The following is a 24,042-nucleotide window of genomic DNA, read 5'->3' as shown; positions in this document are numbered from 1 at the left end:
ATGACCGCGGTCAATTTTCGCGCTAGGGGTTAGCCCCATAATAACCAGTTAGCGAAACATCCGGCGAAACAGTGCTCAAATTCCTACCCAGCATTGACCGTTATATCCTGCGCCTCGTGGTGGTGCCGATGCTGGGCGTGTTTGCGCTGGCAGCATCGCTGCTGCTGCTGGACAAGATGCTGCGGCTGTTCGATTTCGTCGCGGTCGAAGGCGGGCCGATCTCGGTCGTGTTCAAGATGCTGGGGGCGCTGATCCCCGAATATGCCAGTCTGGCGATTCCGCTGGGGCTGCTGCTGGGCGTGCTGCTTGCATTCCGCAAGCTCGCCGTTTCGAGCGAGCTCGACGTGCTGCGCGCGGTCGGGCTGGGATATGGCCGCTTGCTACGCATACCCTATGTCATCACGCTGCTGCTGGTAGGGCTGAATGTCGCGCTGGTGTTCTATATCCAGCCGATCAGTCGCTATTATTACGAGCAGATGGAGTATGAGCTGCGATCGGGCGCACTAGGCGCCTCGATCAAGGTCGGCGAATTCACCACGTTGAAAGACCGGATGGCGCTGCGGATTGAGGAAAGCGAAGATGATGGGCGCCGACTCAAGGGCATTTTTGCGCGCGTGGCCAATGACAAGGGCCAGGTGCTGTCTATTTCCGCCCGCGAAGGCGCCTTCCTGGCCACCAGCGACAGCCCCGACACCATCATCCTGCGCTTGACCGACGGAACCATTGTACAGGAAGCGGGCGGCCGCAATCCGCGCGTGCTCAGCTTTACCCGGCACGATCTGCCGATCGATCTTCCACGCATAGAAGAGTTCCGCGAGCGCGGCGATGCCGAACGCGAATACATCCTGCCCGAATTGCTGCGCATCGGGTGGAATGACGAACAACCCAGTGCCAAGCGCGCCGCCAGCCAGGCGAGCTTCAATTTCCGCATGGTCGAAGTGGTGATGATGCTGCTGATGCCGCTGCTGGCCGTGGCGCTGGCGATTCCGCCCAAGCGATCGACCAGCGCGCTGGGTGTATTCGTGTCGATCGTCATGGTGGTTTCGTACCACAAGGTAAACCAGTACGGGGAAGACATCGCCGCGCTGGGCAGGTTCGATCCAATCCTGGCGCTGTGGGTGCCCTTCGCGCTGTTCGCCCTGCTGATCATGTGGATGTACTACCGCGTGGCGCATGTGCCCGGCGGCCAAGCAATCGGCGCGCTCGAGACTGCTTCGTCCAAGCTGGCCAAGCGGCTGCGCAAGCTGTTCAAACGGCGCCAGTCGCGCCAGGTAACCGCATTCGAAACCTCTCTGGCGGAATAAGGCATCCAGGCCATGCACTTCGAATTCTTTCCGTCGCGCACACTCACGCTTTACCTGGCCCGCATGTTCGTGGTGCGTATCCTGGCCGTGCTCGTAATGCTGGTTCTGGTTCTGATGATGCTCGATCTGCTGTCGACCAGCGGTGACATTCTGGCGACCGAAGGCAATGGCCAAGGCGAACTGGTAACCTATGCCGCCTTGCGCATTCCCCAGCTGATGGCGCGTTTCCTGCCTTATTCGGTGCTGCTGGCAACAATCATCACGCTGGTCACACTCAACCAGAACAGCGAAGTGATCGCGATGAAGGCGGCCGGGCTATCCGCGCACCAGGTGCTGGCGCCGCTGCTGCTGACCGCAGCGATCGTGTCTGTGGTGAGCTTTGGCTTCAACGAACGGGTGGTAACCCGCGCCACCGCGACGCTCAAGGCGTGGGAGGCAGCCGATTACGGGCCGGTTCCGCAGGATTCGGGTGTGCGCGCGAATGTGTATCTCACCGATGGCGCCAGCGTTCTCGCTGCCGCCACCATGACCGGCACTGGCAACGATATCCGGATGGCCGATGTCACCTGGTACGAACGCAGCGATAGCGGCATGATCCTCAAGCAGGTGCGCGCCGAATCCGCCACTTACGCCGCCCCGGGATGGCGGCTCGAAGATACAGTCAGCTTCGATGTCGGTACCGCTGAGACACGGCAACAGCCGGTGATGGTGATTGGCAAGCAACTGACCCCGGACAAGATCGAGCTCGACACCGTCGATCCCGATGCCGAACCCTTTTGGCGCCTGTCGCAATCGATCGATGCCTATGAGGCCGTGGGCCGCCGCACTGCAGAATTGCGCGCCAAATGGTGGCACAAGCTGTCTGGCCCGCTCTCCGCCTTTCTGATGCCCTTGTTGGGAGCAGTCGCCGCTTTCGGGCTCGCCAGGTCGGGCCAATTGTTCCTGCGCGCGATTATCGGCATGGCGCTGGGTTTTGCCTATTTCGTGATCGACAATGCCGCGCTGGCGATGGGCAGTTTCGGCGGCTATCCGCCGCTACTCGCCGCCTGGGCCCCGTTCTTCCTGTTCCTGCTGGTGGGAGAGACGGTGCTGGTCAGAACTGAGGAATAAGGCTTCGCCATAAGGCCCTGCAACATCACAGTGGCCGCGCGAGCGCGCCCCTCAGAAAGGAATATCGTCGTCTAGATCGTCATAGTTCGATCCACCGCCCGAACCCTGGCCGCCCGAACCCTGGTCGCCACTCTGGCCGCCGCCATAGCCACCGCCCGAACGGCTGCCACCGCCGTAATTGCCGCCGCCACCGCCACCGCCGCCGCTCGCACCGTCAAGCATGGTCAGCCCGCCGTTCATGCCGCGGATCACCACTTCGGTGGTATAGCGGTCCTGCCCGTTCTGGTCCTGCCACTTGCGGGTCTGCAACTGGCCTTCGACATAGACCTTGCTGCCTTTCTTCAGATAGCGCTCGACCACGCCCACCAGCCCCTCGGAAAAGATCGCCACATTGTGCCATTCGGTGCGTTCCTGCCGCTCGCCGGTATTGCGATCCTTCCACGTCTCACTGGTCGCGATACGCAAATTGGCAACCTTGCCCCCGTTCTGGAAGCTGCGGATCTCCGGGTCTGCGCCCAGGTTCCCGATGAGCATTACCTTGTTGAGTGACCCGGCCATTGCATTCTTCCTTCGCTTAAGTCCCGACGCGCCAACAAACCCGGTGCGGGCGCGCTCCGATATGTGATTCCCGCAAGGATGTAGGCCCCAGCCGGTCTGACAGGCAAACACGAATTCGACGTTTTGCCCGGAATGAGATCAAAGCCCCAGCGAAGTGGCCGTCCAGAATGTCAGGCCGGCAAAAACGTAAGCGAGGGCGAACAGATACCCAACCATGAAGGCGGGCCATTTCCACCCGTTTGTTTCGCGCCGGGCAACCGCGATGGTGGAAATGCACTGCGGCGCGAACACGAACCAGGCAAGGAAGGCCAGCGCGGTGGGCAGGCCCCACAATTGGGCGATCCGGCCGCGCAGCGCCTCAAGCGTCTGGTCCTCGTCCTCCGCATCGACCGCATAGGTCGTTGCCAGCGAGGAAACCGCCACCTCGCGCGCAGCCATCGCCGGCACCAGCGCCAGGGTCATTTCGCGATTGAAGCCGATCGGCTCGAAGGCTGGATGCATCGCCGTGGCAATCTGGCCCGCAAAGCTCGTATCAAGCTGGCTTTCGCCAGGGTCCGCCTTGGGAAAGGTCAGCAGCAGCCACAGGACAATGGTGGCGGCAAAGATGATCGTACCCGCGCGGCGCAGAAACACGAAGGCACGCTGCCACAGGCCGATCAGAAGGTCTTTCAGGATCGGCCACTGATAACGCGGCAGTTCCATGATAAAGCCGCTTGCGCGCCCCTTCGTAACCGTGCGGCGCAGCAATAGGGCCGCCGCCATCGCCCCCACGATCCCCGCCACATAGAGCCCGAACAGCACCAGCCCCTGCAACCCGATGAACGGACCCACCGGGCGATCGGGTATTACTGCTCCGATAATCACCAGATAGACCGGCAGCCGCGCCGAACAGGTCATTAGCGGGGCAATCAGGATTGTGGTGAGCCGGTCTTTCGGATCGGCGATGCTGCGCGTTGCCATGATCCCGGGAATGGCGCAGGCAAAGCTGGAAAGCAGCGGAATGAAACTGCGGCCTGACAGGCCCACGCCCGCCATCATACGGTCCATCAGGAAGGCGGCGCGCGCCATATAGCCCGATGCTTCCATTACCAGGATGAAGAAGAACAGGATCACGATCTGCGGCAGGAAAACCACCACTGAGCCTACCCCCGCGATCACCCCTTCGGTCACCAGATCGCGCAGGATGCTTTCGGGAAAGGCAGCGCGAACCGCATCGCCCAGCGCTCCGGCTCCCGCGTCGAGCGCATCGGCAAAGGGTGTTGCCCAGGCAAACACCGCCTGGAAAATCACAAACAGCAGGCCGAGCAGGATGACCGGCCCGATCCAGGGGTTGAGCAAGACCCGATCGAGGCTGTTGTGAAGCCGATGTGTAGTGCTTTCGGAAATGATCGCGGCGGCAGTAATATTACGGGCAGCAAACCGGCGTTCAGGCAGGGTGAGGCGCCCGATCCGGCGCTCATCCTCATGTCCCGGCGAGATGGACTGTGCCTGGTCGATTGCGGTAAGAAGTTCCGCCAGTCCGCGCCGCCGCACTGCAACGGTGGGCACCACCGGCACGCCCAGCGCATGGCCCAGGGCATCGGGATCGAGCACCAGCCCGTCGCGCTCGGCCAGATCAACCATGTTGAGCGCCACTACGGTCGGGCGCCCCAACGCAATCACTTCCTGCGCGAACACCAGATGCTGTTCGAGATTGGCCGCATCCAGTACTATAACGATAGTATCGGGCCGGGCTTCGCTTTCGAATTCACCCAACACAACCTTGCGGGTAACTTCCTCGTCCGGGCTGGCCGTTTCAGCCAGGCCGTAACTGCCCGGCAGATCGATCAGTTCCGCCTGTTTACCAGAAGGCAGTATCAGCCGCCCGGCCTTCCGTTCGACGGTAACGCCCGGATAGTTGGCGATTTTCTGCCGTGCACCTGTGAGCGCGTTGAACAGCGCACTCTTGCCTGCATTGGGATTGCCGACCAGCGCGATCTTGCGGTTAGGTTCCATTGCGACCGCCTTAGCCCTCAGTGCTGATCTGCATGGCGGCGGCATGCGCACGGCGCAGCGCCACTGTCATCCGGCCAAGCGTGATCGCCAGTGGATCGTTCCCGCCAAACACGCCGCAATGCGCCATGGTGATTTGAGCGCCCTGATCTATCCCGAGCGCACGCAGTCGCAACCCCTCTTCGGGGGCGAGGTCGCCCCAGGCAATGGATGTTATGGTGGCGCTGAAGCCGCGCGGAAGTTGATCGAGCGTCATTGCGCCGCGCTGCCAGACCTCGCAAACAATTGCAACTGATTCGCAATAAGGGTTAGCGTGAAGGGTAGCGCATGCGCCCAAGAAAGCGCGTGATGCTGAAGTGATCGCGCTCACCGCCCAGCAGCCGGGCCTTGGCCTTTTCGAACCGCATCACCCCTTCGATCCGCCGGTCAAGGAAGGCGCGCGTGTCAGCCTTGCCCTCGCTTTCATCGTCAACAAACACTGCCAGCGTGGCGGCATAGATCGAGGCCAGGATAGTGCGCTTGGTATAGTGGTTATAGTCGGTCGCAGTATCGCCTGCGAGCCGCCACATGATGTCGGCGCTGTGCCAGCCGGCCTTGAGCGCGCGCGCCGCATTTCGCGGTTGTGCCATCACGGCAAGCGAGCGGCGCAGCGCCTCTTCCATGCCGTCAACTGCATCAAGCCGGAATTGCACCAGCACCCTGATCCGTTCGCGGACCTTCATGGTGGCGAGCTTTTCAGGCGGCAGCGCTTGCGTCATCGCCATATCGATCGTGTCGATCCAGGCTTCGATCATTTCCATCGCGCGCGAGCTGCCCTTGGCGGGATAGGCGAGCCTGGCGACATCCGGATCAACACCCGCCGCATCTGCCGCATAAAGCAGCGCGCTTTCGCTCCAGCCGTCGAAAACCGCCGCGGCAGCGATTTCAGGCGCTAGCGCCAGACGCAGTTCATCCAGCGTCAGTTCAGCCATTCCATTTATGGTCCCAGCCTCACCCACGCTCAGTAACTGGGCCCGTAATTGCCCGCCTCGCCTTGCTTCTTCACCCGCTCGGCATCGGCGCGCTCGAATTCTGCCATGATCGAAATGTTGCCGGACATCAGGCCGGCATAGTCGCGCGCGCTGCGTCCGGAATTGTCGGCCCGGTCAGGATTGGCGCCGTTCGCCAGCAGCAGACGAATCAGCGGAATATCACGCCGATGAATCGCTGCGATCAGCGGGGTTTCACCTGAATTATCTGTGACTTCAACCTCGGCTCCGGCCTTGATCAATGCCTCGACACCCTCCGCAAATCCCATCGTCACGGCAAGCTGGATCGGATACATGCCCTTCTTGTCGCGAATATTGGGATTGGCACCGCGCGAGGTCAGAAAGCGGATCCAAAGCGCATCGCGCCGCTGGGTGACGATATGCAGCGCGGTTTCACCCGAAGTGATATCGCGCGAGTTGATGATCGTGGTGCCGGGCTCGCTCAACGCTTCGGTTACAGCTTCTCCATCGCGGTCTTTCACAGCCTTGAGAAACTCGAATCCGTCGGAGAACATCTGTGCTGCAACCGGAGTTGCCGCAATTGCACCCAACAAGGCGCCAATGATTGCTATCCTGCGCATAACGGCACGCGGCACGCTGTTATCCTTTCAAAAACCCTGTCACACCCTACATTGAAGGCATTCCACTATCGCCGGTTAGCAGACCATGAACCGAGACGCCATGCTTGAGAAATTCCGCTTCGCCCGCTGGGTTCCACTTGCCGCTGCCGCATTGGCGCTCAGCGGCTGCGACAATCCCTCCCCGGCAAGCGACGCTCCGCTGGCCGGCGCAAGCATTGGCGGGCCGTTCGAACTGGTCAATTCAGCAGGCGAAACCGTACGCTGGGACGATTTCAAGGGCAAATACCGGATCGTCTATTTCGGCTTCACCTATTGCCCCGACATTTGCCCCACCGACGTGCAGCGCATAATGCAAGCCTATAACATGCTGGGCAAGGAGGCACCCGAACTCACCGCCAGGATCGTGCCGATCTTCATTTCGGTTGATCCTGAACGCGACACGCCTGAAATTGTCGGCGAATTCACCGCCGCCTTCTCGGACGAGCTGATCGGCCTCACCGGAACTCCCGAACAGGTCAAGCAGGCGGCTGACAATTTCCGCGTATTCTATTCGCGCGGCGAGGAAACACCGGGCGGCGGCTATCTCGTCAATCATTCGGCCATTACCTACCTGTTCGGCCCCGAAGGTGAGCCGATCGCCACCCTGCCGACCGACCAGGGGGCAGAGGCAGTTGCGGCAGAACTGGTGAAATGGGTGAAGTAAGAGACCAGTTCTGGACCTTGCCGCTAGGCGAGTTGACCCGGGCGGAATGGGAGGCACTGTGCGACGGTTGCGGACGCTGCTGCCTGCACAAGATCGAGGACGAAGATACCGGCGAAATCAGCGACACCAATGTCGCCTGCAGGCTGCTCGATACTGAAAACGCGCGCTGTACCGATTATCGCAACCGCAAGGCCTTCGTGCCAGATTGCCTGCGTTTGACGCTCAAGATCGTGGAAGAAGTCGCCTGGTTGCCCGCTACTTGTGCATATCGCCTGCGTGCGGATGGCGATCCTCTGCCCGATTGGCATTACCTGCTGTCGGGTGATCCGGATGCGGTGAAGCGCGCGGGTGTGTCAGTTGCAGGCCGCGTCATCAGCGAGACGAAGGCCGGGCCGCTTGAACACCATATCGTGGAATGGGGCGCAGAATGATCGATTGGCTGCGCAAGGAAATGCTGGAGCCCGAGATCGAACTGGGCGAGCGGAAGCTGCCGATCGTGCTCAAACGCCACGCGCGTGCGCGGCGGCTGACCCTGCGGCTGACTGCAGACGGCAGCGCAGTGCAGATCACCCTGCCCGGTTGGGCACGCAGCCGCGAGGCAATTGCCTTTGCCCATGCCCGGCGTGACTGGCTTGGAGCGCAACTCGCCAAACTGCCCGAACGCCGCGCACCCAGTCCCGGCGGCGTAATCATATATCGCGGCGCGCCAGTGCAGGTCGATTGGCGCGCGGATGCCCCCCGCCACCCGCAACTGGACGATACGCGAGTGCTGATCGGCGGCCCGCCCGAAGCAATGGAACGGCGGCTGGCGCGCTGGCTTGAACGCGAGGCGCTGGCGCTGTTCGAACAGGATACCCGGCACTATTGCGCGGCTGCCCTGCTCGATCCTGTTCCGGTGGCGCTTTCACGTGCGCAGCGCCGCTGGGGCAGCTGCTCGGATCGGCAGCGCATCAGGCTCAACTGGCGGCTGGTGCAAGCTCCAGATTTTGTGCGCCGGTCGGTTGTAGCGCATGAAGTGACGCACCTGGTCCATTTCGACCATAGCCCGGCCTTCCACGCGCTGCTGGGTGAAATCTTTGAAGGCGACATCCGCCAGGCCGACCGCTGGCTGAAGCAGCATGGCCGCACGCTCTACACCAGCTTCGGCTGACCTGCGCAAACCCGTCGCAGCGTACTGCCTCTAGCATCAGGGGCCGCTGCGTCCTATGTTACCGCCATGAGCAGGCTGCAACGATACAATCCCGGCCCTGGGATGGCGGATATGTGGGAATATTTCCGTCGGCCCCAGCCTTATCGCTGGCCGATACTGGCTGCCTCGGCCCTGCCAATCATCTTGATCCTGCTCTGGGCTAATTCAGAAGAACGGCTGGTTGAGCCCGACCGACCCAAGGTAACCTATATCTCCACCCTGGCCCCTGATCGCAGCGACGAGGAAATCCTCGCCTCGAACCTCGCCAATCAGCAGCGGCAGGATGAACGCCGGACGCAGATCGAAGCGGCCGAGCAACGCAAGCGCGAACTTTACCGCGCATTGGGTGCAGCGAGCGGCATGGATGTCGAGGCGATGGAGCGCCAGGCTGCGGCAGATCGCGCGCGAGAGAAGGCCAAAGCCGAAGCTTTCCGCAAGAATGTGCTGAACAATCGCGTGGTGCCCGGCGCGGCTGACGCTGCTTTTCGCGGTTCGGACTGAACAGCATTGCCGGTTGACGCGCGATGGATGGCGGCGGCAGCGCGGGCCGCCGCGCGTGCCCGCCCGATCAGTCGCCCCAACCCCGCTGTCGGTTGCCTGATCCTGCGTGACGGCGTGGTGCTCGCGCGCGGCTGGACCCAGGCTGGCGGGCGCCCGCATGCAGAGGCGCATGCATTGGCCCAACTGCCTTCAGGCGGCGCGTGGGGTGCCACAATATATGTCACGCTCGAGCCCTGCGCGCACCAGTCCGAACGCGGCCCGCCCTGCGCCGAAATCCTCACCCTGGCTGCGCCGGCGCGCGTAGTGATCGGCGTCAAAGACCCTGATCCCCGCACCAGCGGCAAAGGTATCGCACAGCTCGATGCAGCAGGGATCACGGTGAGCGTACTGGATGATCCTGCTGCGCGGGAAAGCCTGGCCGGGTTCCTTACCCGTGAAGAAAAACACCGCCCCTTCGTGACGCTCAAGCTCGCCATGTCGGCAGACGGCTTCATTGCGCGCGAACCGGGCAAGGAGCAGTGGATCACCGGCGAGATTGCCCGTGCGCATGTGCATGCCCGGCGGGCGCAGCAGGATGCGATCCTGGTTGGCGGCGGCACCTGGCGCGCCGACGAACCCCGGCTCGACGTGCGCCTGGAGGGGATCGAACACCTTTCACCCGAACGCTTTGTGCTGACGCGGGGGTCGGCGCCCGCTGGCACGCAGGCGCTTGCCTCATCTGAAGCGATCTTCAACCTTGAAGGTGTGCAATATCTCTATGTCGAAGGCGGCGCCGCGACCGCCGAAGCCTTCCTTGATGCTGGCCTGGTCGACCGGCTCGAGATCTACACCGCCCCTATCACGATCGGCGCCGGCGTGAAGGCACCTGAAAGCCTTGCGTCGGAAATGCTCGCCGCCGAAAATGGCCCATGGCGCCTTGTCGAACAGTGCCAGCTTGGCAGCGACACTTTCGCCGCCTACAGCCGCGTCAGCGCATAGGAGATAGCATGTTTACCGGCATCGTCACCGCCATTGGCACCATCGCGAAGGCTGAGCAGCGCGGCGATCTGCGCCTGCGCATCACCGCCCCGCTTGATCCCGCGCGGATCGAGATTGGCGCTTCGATCGCCTGTTCCGGCGTCTGCCTGACGGTCGTCGATCGCGGGCTTCGACAGGCTCAGTCTGAGCGGGATATGGCATGGTTCGATGTCGATGTTTCGGGCGAAACCACTTCGCGCACCGTGCCCGGCATGTGGGAGGAAGGCGCGCAGCTCAATATCGAGCCGTCCTTGCGCATGGGTGACGAGTTGGGCGGCCATATCGTGACCGGCCATGTCGATGCCGTGGGCGAAGTGACCCGCGCCGAGGCGCAAGGTGGCAGCGTGCAGATCGATATCCGCGCGCCCGCTTCGCTGGCCCCTTTTATCGCGCCCAAGGGGTCGATCACTGTTCATGGCGTGTCGCTGACGGTCAATGACCTCACCGATGAAAGCGATGGAGGCTGCACCTTCATGCTCAACATCATTCCACACACCAGCGAAGTTACCACGCTGGGCGCGCTCAAGCCGGGCGACAGGGTCAATCTCGAGATCGACGTTCTGGCGCGCTACCTCAAGCGGATGCAGGCGCTGACAGGTTAGCGCGCGGTTTTTTTGGGGCCATGCGCGAGTGCGATTGCCCACGAGCGGCCATCGCACTGCCCCGCATTACTGTGTTATGGCTGATCGCATGGCTTCAGACAGCAAGCGCATATCAGCCAGCACCCTCATCCTGCTTCTCTCGGGGATGGCGCTGTTCGGCACTGCCACCCCGCTCAGCAAGATCATCGGCCAGAACTTCCCGATATTCACTGCATCCTTCCTGCGCATGGCGATCGCAAGCCTAGTGCTGGCACCTTTCGTTTGGGCAGCCACCTCGCGCTTCAAGAAGGCCAAGCGAGCCGACATTGCTGTCATCGCCGCGATTGCCGCATTCGGAATGGTCGGGTTCACCGCCACGATGTTGTTCGGCATGCGCATGACCACCGGCGTGATCGGCTCGACCATCATGAGCGCCACGCCTGCCGTTACTGCATTGGCAGCGGTCCTCTTCCTGGGCGCTGCCATGAACTGGCGCAATGCGGGCGCGCTGGCGCTGGCAGTGGCCGGGATCGCAGCCATCAACCTGCTGAACGGCAACGATGGCGGAGGCGGCAACGCGATCGTGCTCGGTGCCGCGCTGGTTGTCGTCGCGGTGTGTTTCGAGGCAGCCTATACGTTGCTATCGCGCAAGCTCTCTATCGGCATTACCTCGATCGAGGCGACACTGGCCGCATCACTGATGGCGGCACCAGTCTTCATTCTGCTGGCGTGGCAGTTCGACCCCGAACCATTCGCGTTCGCCGAGGCAAGCCAGGAAGCCTGGGCGGCACTGATTTTCTGGGGCGCAATGACAGGGGGGCTGGCGCCTGTGCTGTGGTACAAGGGAGTACGCAAGGCACCGGCGGTGCTCTCTGCCGGTGCCATGTCCGTCATGCCGGTGACTTCGCTCGTAACCTCATATCTGCTGCTTGGCGAAACCTTCCAGTGGTCACATCTGATCGGCTTCGGGCTTGTGTTTCTCGGGCTGATCCTGATGATATTCGAGCATGCCGGAGCGCAGGACTAGATCGACGCAGCAGGTAACAAGCCTACCGCGTTGACTCCATTGGCGTTCTGAATCGAGGTGATCTGCGATGCCAGCCTGTCTGCCGCCGCTTCGTGTTGATGCCGCTCCCACACACGGTCCGCGGCAGCCGCCTGGATAAGCATCGCGTTGATGCAGTGAATATAACTCGTTCAAATGCATGGTGATTTAACTTTAGCATATCTGACGCAGCAAAGCATGTCACTTGTCGCCGGCCGGCAACGCTTCACCCCGCGCACGTCGGCAGGGCTTGCGATGTGGGACAGCCTCCCCCTGTCCCGGACCCAACTCGCGCTTCGCTCGTTACTTTCAAGGAGAGGAGAGTGAAGATGATTGTGAAGATACTCGCCCTCGGTGCGCTGGGCCTGCTCGGCTACAGCTTTTTCAGGCACAAGCGCATCGCGGGTAACGCAGCCTATGCCGAGGGCCAACCGCAGCGCAGCCATACCGATGTTCGCGATGCCGGCCCTTCGGCCATGCGCGACAAGACCCAGCGCGAATGGACAGAAACCGACGAAGATCTGGACGAAAGCTTCCCGGCAAGCGATCCGCCCGGAGGCTATTGAGCGTGCCGCATCAGCTTAGCTGGTTACTGCCGCCACCGCACCGATGAACTTGTCGATATTGCCCGCCGTCAAACCGGCAATATTGATGCGGCCAGAACCCGCCATGTAGATGGCGTGCTCTTCGCGTAGCTGCACCACCTGCTCGGGCGAAACCGGAAACGCCGAAAACAGCCCGTCCTACTTGCTCGGTGCTTAGGCCTGGTCGGCCAACGGTCCCTTGGCAAAGTCCGCCCGTTCGATCGAATAGACGACATGCTTCAAGGTCTGGCCCTGATAGATGACGACCTCTTCAAATGTGGTCAGGACCCCGCCGATCTTCTCCATCGCCTTGCGGCTGCGCCAATTGGTGTCACCTACCCGGAATAACACGCGCGGCACACTTTGCAGGGCATGAGCCAGCATGAGCCGCTTCATCCGTGCGTTGATCCCTGTGCCCCACATGGAGGGTGTAAGGAAGGTCCATCCGATCTCCATCGCCACCGGATCGAGCCCTGTTGGCCGGTACTGCGATGACCCGATAATAGCACCGCTGGCCTGTTCGATCACCGCCAACGCCCCGCCTTCATGCAGTGCTTCTTCGAAGAAAGCTGCGAAGACATCCGGCTTCCAGCGGTCGCGCATCGGATGTTGTTCCCAGATCCGGCGATCTCCGGCGATGGCGAAGATCTCCTCGCGGTCAGCCTCGGCCAGTGGCCTCAGCTCGATGCGATCGTCGGCAAGTTGCGGCTGCCGGTCCATGTCAGCTGGTTGCTCCGCCTGTCACATCGGCCACCGCGCCGATGAACTTGTCGATATTGCCCGCCGTCAAACCGGCAATATTGATGCGGCCAGAACCCGCCATGTAGATGGCGTGCTCTTCGCGTAGCTGCACCACCTGCTCGGGCGTGACCGGAAGCGCCGAAAACAGCCCGTTCTGGTGCGCCAGCGGCGCCAAGTTCACGCTGCCCGCGATGCCCGCCTCGCCCAGCCTTTCGCGCACCTGCCGCATGCGCTCGCGCATCTGGGTAAGCTCATCGAGCCAAAGCTCGGTCAGCGCATGATCACGTAACACGATTCGCGCTACCGCGCCGCCGTGATCCGGCGGCATCGACCATACTGCACGCGCCAGCGCATTGGCATTGGAAAACACCTTGTCGAGGTCCCCTGATTCTCGGACCATGGCGTAGAAGGCGCCCACGCGGTCGCGGTAGACGCCGAAATTCTTGTCGCAGCTATAGCCAACGAACGCCTCTGGCACCGCGCCCAGCACGCGGCGCATGCCATAGGCATCTTCTTCCATTCCGTGGCCCAGCCCCTGATAGGCAAGGTCGATGATCGGGAAGGCGCCGCTGGCGACAAAAGCCTCGGCGATCGCGTCCCACTGCTGGGGCGTGTAGTCGATCCCGGTCGGATTGTGGCAGGCACCGTGGAGCAGCACCGCAGCATTCGGCCCGGCGCCGCTGATCGTGTCCAGCACAGCTTCGAGATTGGCGGTGCCATCACTGCGCGCATGTTCGAACCACACGATATCAAGCCCGATATCATTGAGGATCTGCGCGTGGTTGGGCCAGCTCGGCTTGCCCAGGTGCAGCTTCTCCACGCCGGCACGCTGCGCCAGCGCGACTGCAAGCCGCACAGCTCCGGTACCGCCGGGCGTCTGCATTCCGCTGATCCGCCCGCCCATGGTCGCATTCGCGCCGAAGATATGCGGCATCAGCGCATTGACGAAGCCCATATCGCCCTCGGGGCCGAGGTATGACTTGCTGTCCTGCTCGTCCAGCAGCCGCTGTTCGGCCTGCTTGACCGCCGCAAAGATCGGCGTGTCGCCCTGGCCCGTGCGATAAACGCCTACACCAAGGTCGATCTTGTCCGGCCGGGGATCGGCGGCATAGAGCTTGATCAGCGCGAGCAGCGCATCGGGGGCTTGCGGAGTGAGTCGTTCGAGCATGGGCGCGCCATGCAACGGGACGGGAAAGCCCGCAACAGGGAATTCCCTGCCGCAAGCGATTGCATACTTATGCGCCGATTGCGCCGGACAGGATCAGAACGGCAACCAGCGCTGCTTCTTCGAGAATTTCATGTAGCCTGCATTGATGCCCAGCCGCAGGCCGGCACCAACCCGGATCGGGATCAGCACCACATCCTTCCTGCGCATATAGCTGACATGCATGCCGCCCACGAAATAAGCCTGGCCTTCTCCAGCCGGGAAGCGCTCATAAAGTTCCTCGGTATCATAGAGGTTATAGACCAGCACAAAGGTATTCGCGGCATTGGCACCGGCATCGAAACCGATCGAGGGGCCGGTCCAGTAGACTGGCTGGCTGCCTTCAACCTTGTGGTAAAGCGTGCCCGAACCATAGCGCACGCCGATGCCTAGCGCGCCGCCGCCTTCGCGCCCCACGATATAGGCATTGGGTTCGCCCTGTTCGCGCAGCAGGTCTTCGATCACGCCGGCAAGTCCCTTGGCGCCCTTGCCGAACACCCCCTCGGCTGCGCCGATAAGGTCATCCTCGCCATAGGTTGTTTCGCTTCCTGCGAAGGTTGGCTCTCCGGTTTCCGTGGCCGATCCGGCAGCAGCGGTTTCGGCGGGGGCAGGAACGGCGGCGGGTTGTTCGCCTTCCGTTTGCGGAGCCTCCGAACCGAAGGCGACCAGATCATTGCCAGTGTCGGCAGCAGGCGCGGGGGCAGGCGCGGGGGCGGGCGCCGCAAGGTCACCGTCGATCGCGCCGCTTTGCGCTGTATCATAAGCGCTGTCAGGATCGATTGCCTCCAGCTCCTGCGCATGGGCGATGCCCGCGCCCATCGCAAGCGCGGCGCCAAGGGCCAGGGCGGCGTTTCTCAAACGGTATGTGAATGGCGTCATCATGATAGGTTCCCGGTCCGGATGCGGACCCATGCAGTGTTCATCTGAATCGCTTGATCGCGCAGCCACAATTGCGCGGCGGTGAACCGAATCGAAAATGCGGTGAACCGAGTCGCCCGGCCGACCAATCGAGGCAGAGTCGCTTTTTTCTCGTGGTGGGTTGATGCGCGAACGCGGCCCCATTATAGCGCGCCTCTCGCAGCCAGAGGTGCATGCCCGATCAGCGTGTGTCTTGCGGAGACGTGGGTGAGTGGCTGAAACCAGTTCCCTGCTAAGGAACCATACCCGTACCGGGTATCGAGGGTTCGAATCCCTCCGTCTCCGCCACTGTGCCCCGGCGCTAAATCCATCCCGTATTGACTTGAGTTTGCCCGGCGCCTGGCCGCGCCGCTTTGCCCCCGCGCAAACCGCCCCCGATTCCTGCAAGATGGAACACATGGAACACGGTCAAAGGGAAAGAAAATCGCCTGATGCGCAGCGCTGATTTGCACGGGGGCGGCGGAATGTTGCGAGTGGCTGGTCATGCCGCGAGGATAGAGCCGCGCGGCACAGTAGGAAATCGGTGTGATTTGGGTGATCTGGTTAGTCGCTGCCGGATCTGTGCAGTTCTACCATGCGACCTATTGAATATACTGTCCCCGGAATTGCGTTGCTCTGTCCCCGGAATTCGGGCACCCACAGCCGCCCAGCAAGGTTGAAAAGCAGGGTGGCGGACCAAATGCAAATGGGCAGGCGAGCCCTGATTTCGGCTGTGACCCTAGTTCCAGTCGATTGCGGTCCAGCTCGACGGTTTTCCGTAGATTGAGAAGCTCGCCCACATTTTCGGATTGTTGAGATAGGGTTTTCGCCCTTGCTCATCGGTGTAGTTCATCGTCTCGATCTGCGCCTTCTGCAGCGCGATTTCGGGCGCGTCGCCATTTTTCAGATGGTGCATGAAGCGGCTCATCTGCAGCTTGGTTGCATCGTCGCTGACATTCCACAGGCTCGCTACGACCTGCCCCGCGCCCGCCACGGTCCAGCTTTGTGCGACACCGAAGCCGCCGCCATCGAACACCCGCCCAAGTGCGGTCTGGCACGCGCTCATCACCACCAGTGGTTGGCTATCCTCCCATCCCGGGAACCGCTCCTGGCGGATATGGCCGGCGTAGTAATGCCCCCCGGTCATTGCTGCGAAGCCCCTGGTCAGCGGGTTCTTCGGATCGGCCACCGCATGGGTCGCCATATAGACGAGGCCGATATCCTCGGTCCGATTGATCGCCCTGCGCAGCGAAGGCGTGGTCGCCTCTACGCCGATCAGCACCCGTGACGGATGAGCGCCGAGCAGCCGGGCAACTTCGACCGCTTCCGCGCGCGCACCGGGCAGCGGCTCCCAGTCATATTGCGGATCTCTGGACAAATCGGGATCGCCCACGATCACCGCATTGGACAGATCAATATCGTGGTAGTCGAACCGCCCGACGACAGAGCTGATCGTATCGATATCGGGTACCGACACGAACGACCAATTTAGCAGCGCGCGACCATTGCGGAGGAACATTGCGGCATAGGGCGCGGTCGCCGTATCCCGAGTGCCGACAATCAGCAGACGGCCCGAATGCGTGCCCAGTGCATCCTGCACCGCGCCGGGAAGCAACTGATCGCGGGCTTCCGCCAGGCTGGCGAGCCGCTTGGCGACCGCTTCCTTGCTTTGGTCGCGAGCCAGCATTGCCTCGCTCTCGGCGGCGGAGATTGCAGGCACGCCTTCGGCGCGCGGTGCGCGGGCAGAGGCAAGCGCGGTCACGCCAAGCCCGTCGGTCAGGAAACCGGTCCCGTCATAAGGTTTGCTGGAGATGCCCGCGGCGATCCGCTCTCCCGGCGCGATCAGCCAGCTTTTCAGGCGGCCGTCGCCAAGTATTGTGTGGACCAGCACGTAGGTTTCCGGGCCGCCTTCGGACAATTCGGCGAGCGAGCGGTTGATTGCCCGCAAGCGGGTAGCGGCACTCTGGTAATCGAACTCGCCCGTAGCTTCGGTTGCTTCGCCGGTCTCTCCCTTGCGCTGCAACACTGCGGCGATCACGCGCTCTTTCGCGATTGCCCGAAGCAGGTCCGTGTATTCCTCCTGCGGCAGATCTTCCTGGTTGATGAAAGAAGCGGGCGCGGCCTCGGGCAGAGCAACCGAGCTTTCGAACAATTGCTGGCCTGAGGACGTGTCCTCAGTGCTGTCACTACATCCGGCGGCGAACAGGACCAGTGGCGCGAGCAGTAAAACTGCCGTACGGACTGAAACATCAGCCGGATATTGCGATGCCATACCGCCCCCTTGCTACCGATTAAAGCAAAGCCAATAGCACAAGCGGGTCAATTGTTGTAGATGATGGTCTTGCGTGGCCACTGGCTGGCATAATTCGTTGAAAAATGTCAGCATACCGGCGGCCAGGCGGATTTGTTGGGGAACGGATTTTGGACAGCGCAGCGACCGACGATCCATCCCGCGAAGACAAGGCCGCTGCGTCGATTTTTCTCAGCTATTCGCGGGAAGACCGGGCGCAAGTGCTGCCGCTTATCGAGCGGCTGCGCGCTGCCGGCCATGATGTCTGGTGGGACGGTTTGCTGGAAGGCGGCGACCGCTTTTCCCAAGTGACCGAGACTGCTCTCGAAACAAGTAATGTGGTGCTGGTGGTATGGACCGCCCGTTCGATCGATTCCCATTGGGTCCGCGATGAGGCGACCCGCGGCCGGGACCGCGGAAGGATGCTGTCGATTTCGCTCGATGGCACTCAGCCGCCGCTGGGGTTCCGCCAGATTCAATATATTGACCTGTCGCACCGCGGGAATCCAGCGAAGGGGAGTGCTTTTGACGAGGTGCTGGCTGCGCTCGCAAAAATCGATGGAAAGGCTGGAACGCGCCTCACTTTTGCGGATGGGGGAGTGGGGCCGCAGGGCAAGCATCCTATACTCTCGCGCCGGTCGGCGCTGATCCTTGGCGGTGCTGGTGTGCTGGCCGCCTCAGGCGGAGTTGCGATGTGGTGGAGTGAATTGTTCACCGCCGCCCTGTCGAACAGCGTTGCAGTAATGACGTTTGAAAATCTGAGCAATGATCCCGAGCAGGAATATTTCAGCGCCGGATTGTCTGAGGAATTGCGCAGCATCCTCAGCCTCAATCAGCAGCTATTGGTGGCGGCGCAAACATCATCCGACAAGTTCAGCGATGGCAGCGAGACCGCGTCCGCAATCGCTGACGCATTGGGCGTAGCCTACATCCTCGAAGGCAGTGTCCGGCGCTCTGGCGCGACCCTGCGCACGGCGGCGCGGTTGATCGACGGAGCCACCAATCTCAATGTATGGTCGGATGTGTTCGAACGCAAAGCGGACGACATCCTGATCGTGCAGTCGCAGATCGCCACGGCGGTTGTCGACGCGCTGATCGCCAATTTTACGCGGTCGTCCGATGCCGGGACCGTGCGGGTCGGGGGAACCGATAATCCCGATGCGCTTGATCATTATCTGCGCGGAGTGGCTCTTTATGGTCAGGCTTCGGCACAGGAAGGGAAAGACCGCGCCGCGCTGGCCGAGCTGGAATTGGCGATCGGGCGCGATGCCAAATATGCCGCCGCTCATGCCGCGCGCTCGCGGGTGCTGACGGCAATCGGCAATCGCCACGCAACGGGCGAGGAATTGCGCGGGTATTACCAGCGAGCGATGGACGCGGCGCGGACCGCAATCGATCTTGCGCCCGATCTTGCGGAAGGACATGCCGCGCTCGGTTTCGTGCTCACCAATGGCACGCTCGACATCGCGGCAGCTCGCCAGCCCTATGATCAGGCGTTCAAACTTGGCTATGGCAACGCTGAGATTCTGATGGGCTACACCCTGTTTGCCTCGTTTGTCGGGCTGTTCGATGAAGGGCGTGAGGCCATCGCCCGGGCAGAACGGCTCGATCCGCTCAGCGGGCCGGTGCTGCGCGCCGCGGCGGTGCTGGAATTTGCCGCGCGCGATTATGGCCGTGCCGCCGCCGCCGCGCGCCGCGCGATTGCGCTCAAGGATGGTACCAGCATCGTACACCGCATACTTGGCGACATCGCCCGGCTGGATGGCAGGTTTGACGATGCCCGCGCGGCTTATGCGGCCGAACCGAGCGTGCTTTCCCGCATTACCGAGCTGGCAATCCTGGAGGCGAAGGCCGGTCGGCCCGATGCCGCGCAAGGCCACTTTGACGAACTGCTGGAGAATTTCGGTGACAACAGCCTGTACCAGCAAGCGCAGATTTTCGCGCAATGGGGCCGCTCCGAGGACGCGCTCGAAACGCTTGAACGCGCATTTGCCGTCGGCGATTCCGGGCTCGTCCTGTCACATACCGACCACAACCTCGACCCCATTCGACAGGACCCAAGATTTCAGGCATTACAAAGCCGTCTCGGTTTCGTCTGAGACATTTCTGAGGAGGAAAAATATGAGGAAATTTGTTGCTATTGCTGCCGGGATGGGCACCGCCTTGGGTTTGGCTGCATGTACCCCCCCCGCCGAAGAGGCTGCAGAAGCTCCGGCGGAAGCAGCGGTAGAAGCTGCCCCCGCACCGGAAGAAGATCTGCAGGCTATGGACGGCGTGCAAGACGACGGCATGGCGAGCGAAGCGCCGGTTGAAGAAGATGAACGCGGAAATCCTGTCGATCAGTAAAGTTAAGATCATTCTTGCCTCGCATCGAAATCCGGCTTCGGCCTCTTCCATGAAGCGAGCGGGAAACACGAACAGGCACAGGACAGGGGCGATTGCCGCTCTGGGCCTGTGCCTTTTCCCTGTGCCGGTTGCCGCCAACGGGCCTATCACGCTTGCTCCCACCGCCGGGTCCGCTGCCTTTGAGCAGATTTCGGGCGAGCTTTATGACGATGAAGCGGGGCGCTTTCGGGATTTTTACGATTCGCTGAGCGAAGCCGGCAAGGTGATACTGGCCGAAGTAACCGGCCGCCTCGGCGAGGGTCAGCGCGGCACGTTCGTGCTGATGCTGATGGATATGGATACCGGATTGGCGCGCCGGATGCTCGCATTGTTCGCCAGCTTCGACAGTTCGCAGCTAGATTTTGTGGCCGGCCATATGAGCGAGCGCACATACGAAAAATGGCAGTTGATCCCTGAATTGCTCGAGGCCGAGCGGGAAGAAACCGTTCGTGCCGAACTGCTCGGCGATGCAGACCTGAATGCTTGCTATGCAGACGATACTTCGAACGCCGAGATTGCTGATGATCTGGACCCGGCCCAAGCCGCGGAGGGGCAGATATGCAGCGAAGCAGTACTCGGTTTCCGTGGTCAATACTGGCGCACCCCTTACCGCGTGGTCAGAGGCGTTCATGCGGAACCCGATGAGGCGCATTGGCAGGCGCAACTGGCGCTTCACGGGGCGAGCACGAAAGCCTTTCATTCGGCATCCGCGCGCGAATCTCAGCGCGAACAATTCGGCAGAGACCTGCATGATTGGGAAATCAACCACATCTGCGGCGCGGTTTATATTGGCGGACGTTTCCTGCTGACCGCAGCGCATTGTATCGACAGCAACCGGGATGCGGTGTTCTTCGCCGGGCGACGTATGCGGCTCGGGACGCAGCGGATCGACGGGAACCACAATTTGTTGCAGATCAGAACGGTATTTCGCCACAAGGGATACGACAGCCAGACGCACCAGAACGATATCGCGCTGATCGAATTGAAGGATACCCCAAGCTTCAAAAATCTCACCGAGGCGAAATTGCCGCAATCGAGCCGCGCCGGGTTGGACAACGGGGCCCCGCTCCTGCTGACGGGTTGGGGTTATCAGCGTGCTACCGAAAGCGCCGGGAATATCCGCGCGCAGGACGGCCAATATCAGGAACGAGCGATAGCGCGATTGCTCAAAGGCTCAGTGACCCTGCGGCCTGACCCGGAATGCAACAACAATCGCAATTTCCGCATCAGGAAGTACCGGCTGCGCCCGGGGCAATTCTGCGCCGGATCACAATCGGGGATCGACAGTTGCCGCGGCGACAGCGGCGGGCCGCTGGTCGACCGCAGCACCGGAACTCTGGTCGGACTGGTGTCTTTCGGCCCTGGCTGCGGGCTGGCGAAAACTCCCGGCGTCTATGTCGATGTCGGGTATTACACCGACTGGATCGTCCGCGCCAAAGCCGCTGCGAAGCGGGGCCGGGCGAACACGAAATATCTGTTCGAATGAGCGCACAGGGGCGGGCGGGCATGGGTGAGGTTCACCCCGGCTTGTGGATCGGCGCGGGTCTGCCTATCCGGGATGCGGTAACCGAAGCGAAAGGGGCACTGCGCGATTGCTACAACCGTACATGAATTGACCCGTACTGTCCCCGCGCCGCCGCTGCCGCGTCCGTGTTTTGCGTTGGGCGTAACCGGTCACCGCAGTTCACACCCGTCGTTTCCGAGCGATCCCGGGGCACTCGATAATGTCCTCGGTCAAATATTCGATACCGTCGAGCAGGCGCTCGAAAATATCCACGGACAGAGCGGGGCACCAGAAGCCTGCGCGCCGCGTCTGAATACGCTGCTGGCGGACGGGACCGATCACCACGCCGCCCGCCTGGCCCTGGCGCGCGGCTGGGAATTGGTAATCCCGCTGCCCTTCGGCAAGGCGCTCAATGCCGCGATCAATGGCGGAGCGGCGACCCCTGTCGATGCGCGCGCGATACTGGCGGGCGACCCGATCGCTGACCGCGAACTAGCCGAGCGGGTCGAGGCAATCTCTGCCTTGGCGCAGAAAGCGCGGCTGTTCGAACTGGCGGATGACGATCAGCGAGTGCAGCAATTGTTCCTCACCATGCTCAAGCGCCCCGGGGACACTCAGGCGCTCGGCAGCTTCGCCGCGGAGGCGGGCAAGCGCTCGGCGCTCGCCGGTAGAATCCTGATCGAGCAGTCGGATATCGTGGTCGCTGTGTGGGACGGCAATTCGGTCGCCAATGTCGGCGGCACCGGGCACACCGCGCTGATTGCACTCGAAATGGGTTCGCCGGTGTTGTGGATCGACCCCGCGCGGCCCGCCGAGTGGCAGATATTGCTCTCGCCCGAGGCGCTGGCCGGCGTGCACCGCGACAATGCCGGTGACGGTGCAGGGGCTTCGCCGATTGCGCGGGGCGCGGCGCTGAACCGGTTGGTCACCGACGCTGTTGCTCTGGCTCCACCCGAAACCGGCGGCGGGTTTGCGGGTCTGGACGCAATCGGGGCCAACAGTTGGCGCAGCGCAAGCACGCTTCGCGGCCACGCGTTTCGCCGCGTCGAGGCGTTGTTTGGGGAGACGGGACTGGCACGGCGCTTCCGCTCGGTCCGGCAAACCTATGAGCGCCCGGACGAGATCGCTGGAGGAAGTGGCAGGCCGCTGCTCGGTGCGATTGCCTCTCTGCCGCAGGGCGACCCGCGCCTGCGCTCCGCTGTGGAAGCTGAAATCCTCCGCCGCTTTGCCTGGCTGGACGGGATTTCCTCATACCTTTCCGACCATTATCGTTCGGGGATGATCGTCAATTTCCTGCTCGGCGCCATGGCGATCATCGCGGGCATCCTCTATCTGCCGCTGGTCGATGCGGAGCGCAAATGGGTCTTTGCCGCAATCGAGCTGGCCTTGCTGCTGGCGATCGTCGCGAACACCGCCTTCGGGCAAAAATTCCGCCTGCACAGGCGCTGGTTCGAGACCCGGCGGGCGGCGGAATATCTGCGGCATAGCCCGCTGCTCGCCGTGCTTGGCGTTGCCAGACCTCCGGGTGCGTGGCCGCGCGGCACGGACAATTGGTGGCCGGAATGGTATGTCCGGCATGCGCTGCGCGAGATCGGTCTGCCGCAGATGCGGGTCGACAAGCCCTATCTACGGGAGCTGCTGGCGGCATTGCGCGATCATCATGTCGATCCGCAGCGGCACTATCATCGCGAGAAATCCGCACGTCTTGCCCGCGTACATCACCGGATTGACCGGCTCTCGGAACGACTGTTCGTTGCCGCTGTATTGCTGGTGGCGATGTTCCTTGCGCTCGCTGGCTTCTCTGCACTGGGCATGGTCGATCCCGGCTGGGTCGCGGCGAGCGCCAAATGGTTCACCGTCCTCGCGGTCGCCTTGCCGACACTCGGCGGTGCGTTTGCCGGCATTCGCTATTTCGGCGATTTCGAACGCTTTGCCGAGATATCCCAAGTCACCGCAGAAAAGCTCGACAGGGTGGCCCAGCGGATCGCGCTGATCCTTGATGCGCCGCACGAAGCGGTCGATTACAGCTTCGCCGCCGACATCGTCCATGCCGCCGACGAGATCGTGTTTGCCGAAATCCAGAATTGGCAGGCAGTGTTCAGCGCCAAGCGCACGGCGGTCCCTGCATGATCGTGGGGTTTGCCCTGTCGCTGGTGCTGATTGCAGCCACCATCCTGATCCATTACGAGGCGCTCCGCCTGACCTCGCTCGGCCTGGTCGAACTGGCCATCCCGGTGCATGCGCGCATTCTGGTCGTGCTCACGACTTCGATCGCCTCGCATTGCATCCATATCACGCTGTATGCGCTCGCTTATATGGCGCTGCACTGGATCGGAGGATACGGTACGATCGGCGGGGCCGAGCAGCTCAGCTTCCTCGATGCGTTCTACTTCTCGATAACCTCCTACACCACGCTCGGCATTGGCGATTTGTTTCCGCACGGGGCGCTGCGGATCATCTCCGGCTTCGAAGCGCTGAACGGGTTGGTGATGGTGGGCTGGACTGCCTCGATGACCTATCTCGCCATGGAAAAGTTCTGGCGCCTACCCCCGCGAAGATGAGGCGGGACATGAGTGCCCCGTGCTGCCGTTTTCAGTGACAGGCGGGGTTGCTGGTTTGGTCTGAAGCGAAGGCGCATTACTGACATAAAATTGTTCGCAAAATGTCGGGGTACAAAGTGGGGTAAATTTGCAGATAGGCTGACAAATTATTGAGATATTGAAATATTTATAAACGTAAGCTCGCATCCCACCGTCTCCGCCACTGTGCCCCGCCGATAAATCCATCCCGTATTGACTTGAGTTTGCCCGGCGCCTGGCTGCGCCGCT

Annotated in this window: 26 protein-coding genes, 1 tRNA gene and 1 pseudogene; 17 read left to right on the top strand and 11 right to left on the bottom strand. The window is 62.0% G+C overall.

Translation table 11 applies throughout. From position 1 onward, the window contains the following. Positions 1 to 71: 71 nt before the first annotated feature. Both lptF and lptG read left to right on the top strand, forming a co-directional pair. Positions 72 to 1,304, top strand: a complete 1,233-nt coding sequence (gene lptF, locus ACX3VQ_RS08660; protein ID WP_462580487.1) for an LPS export ABC transporter permease LptF — start codon at positions 72 to 74, stop codon at positions 1,302 to 1,304. Between the two features lie 12 nt (positions 1,305 to 1,316). Further along, positions 1,317 to 2,414: an LPS export ABC transporter permease LptG gene (gene lptG / locus ACX3VQ_RS08655; protein WP_462570404.1), complete on the top strand. Its 1,098-nt coding sequence runs from the start codon at positions 1,317 to 1,319 to the stop codon at positions 2,412 to 2,414. Positions 2,415 to 2,465: 51 nt separating this feature from the next. Here the strand turns inward: lptG and ssb are convergent, their stop codons facing one another. The 5 genes from ssb to ACX3VQ_RS08630 form a co-directional block, all read right to left on the bottom strand. Further along, positions 2,466 to 2,972, bottom strand: coding sequence for a single-stranded DNA-binding protein (gene ssb / locus ACX3VQ_RS08650; protein WP_462580484.1), 507 nt, complete (start codon positions 2,970 to 2,972; stop codon positions 2,466 to 2,468). Between the two features lie 138 nt (positions 2,973 to 3,110). Further along, the gene (gene feoB, locus ACX3VQ_RS08645) at positions 3,111 to 4,967 is read right to left on the bottom strand and encodes a ferrous iron transporter B (RefSeq protein ID WP_462580482.1); all 1,857 of its coding nucleotides are present in this window, start codon (positions 4,965 to 4,967) and stop codon (positions 3,111 to 3,113) included. Between the two features lie 10 nt (positions 4,968 to 4,977). Then, on the bottom strand, positions 4,978 to 5,220 hold the full coding sequence (locus tag ACX3VQ_RS08640) for a FeoA family protein (protein WP_462580480.1): 243 nt from the start codon (positions 5,218 to 5,220) through the stop codon (positions 4,978 to 4,980). Positions 5,221 to 5,272: 52 nt separating this feature from the next. Next, positions 5,273 to 5,935, bottom strand: coding sequence for a COQ9 family protein (locus ACX3VQ_RS08635; protein ID WP_462580478.1), 663 nt, complete (start codon positions 5,933 to 5,935; stop codon positions 5,273 to 5,275). A 29-nt stretch (positions 5,936 to 5,964) separates the two neighbouring features. Beyond that, positions 5,965 to 6,588, bottom strand: a complete 624-nt coding sequence (locus ACX3VQ_RS08630; RefSeq protein WP_462580476.1) for an ankyrin repeat domain-containing protein — start codon at positions 6,586 to 6,588, stop codon at positions 5,965 to 5,967. Between the two features lie 70 nt (positions 6,589 to 6,658). On the opposite strand from ACX3VQ_RS08630, the gene ACX3VQ_RS08625 reads away from it, so the two are divergent. The 7 genes from ACX3VQ_RS08625 (at position 6,659) to ACX3VQ_RS08595 (ending at position 11,591) form a co-directional block, all read left to right on the top strand. Then, on the top strand, positions 6,659 to 7,276 hold the full coding sequence (locus ACX3VQ_RS08625; protein ID WP_462580474.1) for an SCO family protein: 618 nt from the start codon (positions 6,659 to 6,661) through the stop codon (positions 7,274 to 7,276). Continuing rightward, positions 7,264 to 7,707 (top strand): YcgN family cysteine cluster protein, encoded by a 444-nt coding sequence (locus ACX3VQ_RS08620; protein WP_462570412.1) that lies wholly within the window; start codon positions 7,264 to 7,266, stop codon positions 7,705 to 7,707. Before ACX3VQ_RS08625 ends, ACX3VQ_RS08620 begins: the two co-directional genes overlap by 13 nt. Next, positions 7,704 to 8,426 carry a M48 family metallopeptidase gene (locus tag ACX3VQ_RS08615; RefSeq protein WP_462570413.1) on the top strand — a complete coding sequence of 241 codons (723 nt, stop codon included), beginning with the start codon at positions 7,704 to 7,706 and terminating at the stop codon, positions 8,424 to 8,426. Before ACX3VQ_RS08620 ends, ACX3VQ_RS08615 begins: the two co-directional genes overlap by 4 nt. 66 nt (positions 8,427 to 8,492) lie before the next feature. Then, positions 8,493 to 8,966 (top strand): hypothetical protein, encoded by a 474-nt coding sequence (locus ACX3VQ_RS08610; protein ID WP_462580472.1) that lies wholly within the window; start codon positions 8,493 to 8,495, stop codon positions 8,964 to 8,966. A gap of 27 nt (positions 8,967 to 8,993) precedes the next feature. After that, complete coding sequence (gene ribD / locus ACX3VQ_RS08605; protein ID WP_462580470.1) at positions 8,994 to 9,944, top strand: bifunctional diaminohydroxyphosphoribosylaminopyrimidine deaminase/5-amino-6-(5-phosphoribosylamino)uracil reductase RibD; 951 nt, start codon at positions 8,994 to 8,996, stop codon at positions 9,942 to 9,944. A gap of 8 nt (positions 9,945 to 9,952) precedes the next feature. Beyond that, entirely contained in the window at positions 9,953 to 10,585 is a 633-nt protein-coding gene (locus ACX3VQ_RS08600) for a riboflavin synthase (RefSeq protein WP_462580469.1), read from the top strand. An 88-nt stretch (positions 10,586 to 10,673) separates the two neighbouring features. Then, positions 10,674 to 11,591, top strand: coding sequence for a DMT family transporter (locus ACX3VQ_RS08595; RefSeq protein ID WP_462580467.1), 918 nt, complete (start codon positions 10,674 to 10,676; stop codon positions 11,589 to 11,591). Here ACX3VQ_RS08595 and ACX3VQ_RS08590 read toward each other — a convergent pair. Further along, entirely contained in the window at positions 11,588 to 11,734 is a 147-nt protein-coding gene (locus tag ACX3VQ_RS08590) for a hypothetical protein (RefSeq protein WP_462580466.1), read from the bottom strand. The two genes, ACX3VQ_RS08595 and ACX3VQ_RS08590, sit on opposite strands and share 4 nt — an antisense overlap. Positions 11,735 to 11,932: 198 nt before the next feature. On the opposite strand from ACX3VQ_RS08590, the gene ACX3VQ_RS08585 reads away from it, so the two are divergent. After that, on the top strand, positions 11,933 to 12,175 hold the full coding sequence (locus ACX3VQ_RS08585) for a hypothetical protein (RefSeq protein WP_462580464.1): 243 nt from the start codon (positions 11,933 to 11,935) through the stop codon (positions 12,173 to 12,175). Positions 12,176 to 12,190: 15 nt separating this feature from the next. Here the strand turns inward: ACX3VQ_RS08585 and ACX3VQ_RS08580 are convergent. The 4 genes and pseudogenes from ACX3VQ_RS08580 to ACX3VQ_RS08565 form a co-directional block, all read right to left on the bottom strand. Beyond that, positions 12,191 to 12,352, bottom strand: a pseudogene (locus tag ACX3VQ_RS08580) (aromatic amino acid aminotransferase); the annotation flags it as partial. A 15-nt stretch (positions 12,353 to 12,367) separates the two neighbouring features. Next, entirely contained in the window at positions 12,368 to 12,913 is a 546-nt protein-coding gene (locus tag ACX3VQ_RS08575; RefSeq protein WP_462580462.1) for a GNAT family N-acetyltransferase, read from the bottom strand. A 1-nt stretch (position 12,914) separates the two neighbouring features. Continuing rightward, on the bottom strand, positions 12,915 to 14,102 hold the full coding sequence (locus ACX3VQ_RS08570; RefSeq protein WP_462580460.1) for an amino acid aminotransferase: 1,188 nt from the start codon (positions 14,100 to 14,102) through the stop codon (positions 12,915 to 12,917). Between the two features lie 93 nt (positions 14,103 to 14,195). Next, complete coding sequence (locus ACX3VQ_RS08565; protein ID WP_462580736.1) at positions 14,196 to 15,017, bottom strand: DUF1134 domain-containing protein; 822 nt, start codon at positions 15,015 to 15,017, stop codon at positions 14,196 to 14,198. A 236-nt stretch (positions 15,018 to 15,253) separates the two neighbouring features. Between ACX3VQ_RS08565 and ACX3VQ_RS08560 the strand changes: the two genes are divergently transcribed. Further along, positions 15,254 to 15,344, top strand: a tRNA-Ser gene (locus tag ACX3VQ_RS08560). 430 nt (positions 15,345 to 15,774) lie between these two features. Here ACX3VQ_RS08560 and ACX3VQ_RS08555 read toward each other — a convergent pair. Next, entirely contained in the window at positions 15,775 to 17,307 is a 1,533-nt protein-coding gene (locus ACX3VQ_RS08555; RefSeq protein ID WP_462580458.1) for a CHAT domain-containing protein, read from the bottom strand. Between the two features lie 149 nt (positions 17,308 to 17,456). Between ACX3VQ_RS08555 and ACX3VQ_RS08550 the strand changes: the two genes are divergently transcribed. From ACX3VQ_RS08550 to ACX3VQ_RS08525, 6 genes are read left to right on the top strand one after another with little or no spacing between them, the layout of a single operon-like run. Further along, positions 17,457 to 19,424, top strand: a complete 1,968-nt coding sequence (locus ACX3VQ_RS08550; protein WP_462580457.1) for a TIR domain-containing protein — start codon at positions 17,457 to 17,459, stop codon at positions 19,422 to 19,424. A gap of 22 nt (positions 19,425 to 19,446) precedes the next feature. Further along, positions 19,447 to 19,671 carry a hypothetical protein gene (locus ACX3VQ_RS08545; protein ID WP_462580455.1) on the top strand — a complete coding sequence of 75 codons (225 nt, stop codon included), beginning with the start codon at positions 19,447 to 19,449 and terminating at the stop codon, positions 19,669 to 19,671. A 49-nt stretch (positions 19,672 to 19,720) separates the two neighbouring features. Then, positions 19,721 to 21,196: a S1 family serine peptidase gene (locus ACX3VQ_RS08540; protein WP_462580452.1), complete on the top strand. Its 1,476-nt coding sequence runs from the start codon at positions 19,721 to 19,723 to the stop codon at positions 21,194 to 21,196. After that, a complete protein-coding gene (locus ACX3VQ_RS08535; protein ID WP_462580450.1) occupies positions 21,193 to 21,321 on the top strand; it encodes a hypothetical protein in 129 nt (42 codons plus the stop codon). The genes ACX3VQ_RS08540 and ACX3VQ_RS08535 overlap by 4 nt, the downstream gene beginning before the upstream one ends. Position 21,322: 1 nt before the next feature. Further along, positions 21,323 to 23,344, top strand: a complete 2,022-nt coding sequence (locus ACX3VQ_RS08530; RefSeq protein ID WP_462580448.1) for a hypothetical protein — start codon at positions 21,323 to 21,325, stop codon at positions 23,342 to 23,344. Beyond that, positions 23,341 to 23,775 (top strand): potassium channel family protein, encoded by a 435-nt coding sequence (locus ACX3VQ_RS08525; RefSeq protein ID WP_462570426.1) that lies wholly within the window; start codon positions 23,341 to 23,343, stop codon positions 23,773 to 23,775. Before ACX3VQ_RS08530 ends, ACX3VQ_RS08525 begins: the two co-directional genes overlap by 4 nt. The last annotated feature ends 267 nt before the right edge of the window (positions 23,776 to 24,042 follow it).

The sequence above is a fragment of the Altererythrobacter chaiwopuensis genome, assembly GCF_054957735.1.
Note: the sequence above shows the minus strand (reverse complement) of the source record. Positions and strands in the feature narration are given on the sequence as shown.